Here is a 3,467-nt window from a genome sequence, read left to right as displayed (position 1 = left end):
TTGCTGCGAAGTGGAGCGCCATATTAACCGCTTCACTTTTAAAGTCAACTAGAAAATTTAATTTATTTTCAATTAAGCTTTCCGTTTAACTTTACCTTCACGTTGCTTTGCGTTTTTCGTTGCATCCCGCCGTGTCAGTGGGTGCGCATTATAGGGAGATTTGAGATTAGCACAAGCGTTTTTTTCGCTTTTTTCTTAATAAATTAATTTATTTACTTAACCTCAAAGTACGCACGAATTAATCACACGTTACACACAAAAACCTGTGGATAACATTGAACAATGTCTACATTTAGGAACTTCTTAATAAGTGAGCGCTTTATTCACTTGAGCTCCTTAAATGCACTTTCTATTGCTGTTAGCTATTTCCCGCCATGACATTTTTTAATTTCTACCAATTAACAGTCACTATTTTATGGAGGCTGCTTAAGACTTAACGCAAATATTCACAAAACCATACCGATAGCATTCCCATAGACTTACCCGGACAGATATTACGATTCCTCTAAACCAGGCTTATACGAAACCTATTTGCTCAAAAGCCAAATGACTGCAATGTAGCTTTACAGTCATCTTGTCGGCGATGCGAACAAAGCGAGTAGATTCAATCTGGGCAAGGTTAGGTAGCATGTAGCTAATTATAAGCTGCCCCCTTTTTGTGGGGTAAAGGAGAACGCTTTGTGATAAATCTTCAACTCTAAAACCTAACTTCCAATTTAATAGTTACATACGTCATAAAAGGTCATACGTTATTGAAATCAAAAAACAGCGCCTTGGCGGTTGTAGCTATTAAGGAAAACTATACAAAGATAAATTAGTGCTACTAAAATTGAGAATCAAATCACGCTAATCTTGCTTTAAATTGATTCCACAAACGTCCATCAATAACACATAGACCGATAGCGATTAGCCCCATGCCTAAAAGATGAATGGCGTCTAGAGACTCATTTAAAAACAGAAAGCCAAGTAATATAGCTGAAACGGGTACCAACAAAGTAACGAGTAACACATTAGTCGCGCCAGCAAGTTCCAATATTTTAAAATAAAGCACATACGCTATTGCCGTTGACATCACTGCTAACCCGATAACGGCACTCCACGTCGACATACTGATTAAGGTTACATCGACAATTCCGTCCACAAAAAGTGTCAATGGCAGTAATAGAATGGTTGAAGCAGTGACTTGACCGGCGGCGGTGGTTAAGGGCTTTATATCAAAAGCTTTAAACCTCCTCCCATATACACCTGCACAAGCGTAAGAAATAGTGGCACCGATAATCGCAAGTTGTGCTAATAAGCTGTTCTCTCCAATCAGTGCTGGTATGCCTATCATGACAGCGACCCCAACGAAGCCAATCATAACGCCAATCAGTTTCATTGGTGTAGGTTTTTCATCTGGCAGTAAAATTCCAGCAATCATTACGGTGAATATAGGTGTCGCAGCATTTAAAATAGATGCAACCCCTGAAGTGATCTGTGTTTGTCCCCAAACTATCAATCCAAACGGAATAACATTATTAAGCAGGCCCATAACCAAAAATGCTACCCAAATTTTCAATCCCTTTGGAGGGCGTAAACCAAATATTCCTACAATACCCCACAATACAATAGCGGCAATACCCACTCTAAGCGTCACAATGGTGAGGGCCGGGAAAGAGTTAACGGCAACTCCCACAAAAAAGAATGAACCGCCCCACAATACAGAGAGACAAATTAGCATTGTCCAGACCTGTACGGTCATCGCATGGCTGATAGTAGCGTTCATGATTGGCCTATTCTTAAAAAGGGTAAGGTGCAACAAGATTAGCTGTGCTAGGTTTAGAAGAACATCCGATTCTTGCCCCTAATACAAGATAGAAACCATTCACTTTATATTATTCCTCGGCAAGAATCAGATATTATTGTGAGTCCAGTTATGGTGAAGTACTGCTCATAGCAACAAATTATGAAGCTGAACTATGTCTATACCACCTAAAACTAAACACAGCGAAAAATCAAACAAGCTTATTGAAGTCGCTCGTTATATTGAAGCTCATGCTGATAATAAGCTTACGCTTGCCCAATTAGGTGTCATTGCCGATTTATCGCCTTCTCGATTACAGCGTTCATTTAAAGAGCTATTTGGTATATCACCAAAGCACTTTCAGGACGAAATACGAATGCGAAAGTTCAAACGCAGTTTAAAAGATGGTGAAAGCGTAACGGATGCCATCTATTCGTCTGGTTTTGGCTCGATAAGCCGAATTTATGGCGAAGCAACACGTAACATTGGGATGTCACCAAAAGCCTATCGGGCAGGTGCTCAAGGTGAAACAATCAATTATGCGTGCCGCAGTACAGTACTTGGCCAAATGGTCATGGCTGCAACTGAGAAAGGCGTCTGTTCGGTACAGTTTGGGGATACTCAAGCTGCGTTAGTCTCACTATTATCAACAGAATTTCCTAAAGCAACACTGGTACATTCTAAAGCTCAGAATACGCCAGAACTTGATGCTTGGATAACTGCCCTCGACAACTATTTATCTCATGGTGCACCAAAGCCCGAAGTCCCATTAGATTTAAAAGGGACAGCATTTCAAATTAAAGTATGGAAGTTCCTACTAAGTATAAAAGAAGGTGATGTAATGAGTTACGGTGAAGTTGCAGAGCAAATTGGCAGCGCCAGAGCAGTACGGGCTGTTGGAACAGCTTGCGGTAAGAATCGTATAGGGGTACTTATTCCCTGCCACCGCGTATTGCGCAGCGATGGTGCATTAGGAGGATACCGATGGGGGTTAGACCGAAAAAAGATGTTGTTAGCGATGGAGCAACAGACTCGTTAAAAAATTGAATTGCTGATATGTAGCTTCGAACTAATAGTTAAAATCCAATCTCGATATCTAATGAGTGTATAGCGTTAATTATATCACAAGGGAATTCTCGCTTTATTTAAGGACAGGTAACATCCATCTAGCAGCTCAAGCACCCAATAAGAATCATAACGACCTGATCGTAAACATTTCTAGTGTCTATTAATAGTTGTACTGACGAATTATCAATAGATTTATATCATTATAAGCATTATATGGAATAAAAGGTTAGCATCGCACAAAGAGTTAACGACAGCGAACGCAGTAAGGGCGCTCTTTTTACGCAAGTATAGTGCGAAAGGTTTATGACAAGCGCGAAGCGCTCACATTCTTTTCGCGCAAGGTGAAATGAGCTGTTTTAGCTGTTGCCTAGGGACTTAAAAGCAAAAAAACCCGTCGCATTGCTGCAACGGGTTTCTCTAATTGCCCGGGGCAACCTTTGCTGGCGATGGTCCGGCTGACGGCCAGAGGCCTCGCGTTCAGTCGGTGGAAAGTGAAACTATTCACTTTCCTAACTCCGCATTCCAAGTGAGAAGGGTTAACGACAGCGAACGTCGTTTTTGCGCAAGGTGAAGTGAGCCGGTTTAGCTGCTGCCAAGGGACTTAAAAGCAAAAAAG

The 3,467-nt window shown here is 41.2% G+C and carries 2 protein-coding genes; one reads left to right on the top strand and one right to left on the bottom strand.

Annotated features, from left to right (window positions below):
- Positions 1-841: 841 nt before the first annotated feature.
- Positions 842-1,765 (bottom strand): DMT family transporter, encoded by a 924-nt coding sequence (locus tag N480_RS17070; protein WP_063373658.1) that lies wholly within the window; start codon positions 1,763-1,765, stop codon positions 842-844.
- A gap of 193 nt (positions 1,766-1,958) precedes the next feature.
- Here N480_RS17070 and N480_RS17065 point away from each other — a divergent pair, with 193 nt between their 5' ends.
- Positions 1,959-2,822: a bifunctional transcriptional activator/DNA repair enzyme AdaA gene (locus N480_RS17065; RefSeq protein ID WP_063373657.1), complete on the top strand. Its 864-nt coding sequence runs from the start codon at positions 1,959-1,961 to the stop codon at positions 2,820-2,822.
- Positions 2,823-3,467: the final 645 nt, after the last annotated feature.

It is taken from the genome of Pseudoalteromonas luteoviolacea S2607 (assembly GCF_001625575.1).
Classification (GTDB): Bacteria; Pseudomonadota; Gammaproteobacteria; order Enterobacterales; family Alteromonadaceae; genus Pseudoalteromonas; species Pseudoalteromonas luteoviolacea_E.
The sequence above is the reverse complement of the archived record's forward strand: the minus strand, read 5'-3'. Positions and strand labels throughout refer to the sequence as shown.

Bases quoted from the DNA above. Each gene is read 5' to 3' on its own strand.
- N480_RS17065 (WP_063373657.1), top strand. From the start codon at position 1,959: ATGTCTATACCACCTAAAACTAAACACAGCGAAAAATCAAACAAGCTT.
- N480_RS17070 (WP_063373658.1), bottom strand. From the start codon at position 1,765: ATGAACGCTACTATCAGCCATGCGATGACCGTACAGGTCTGGACAATG.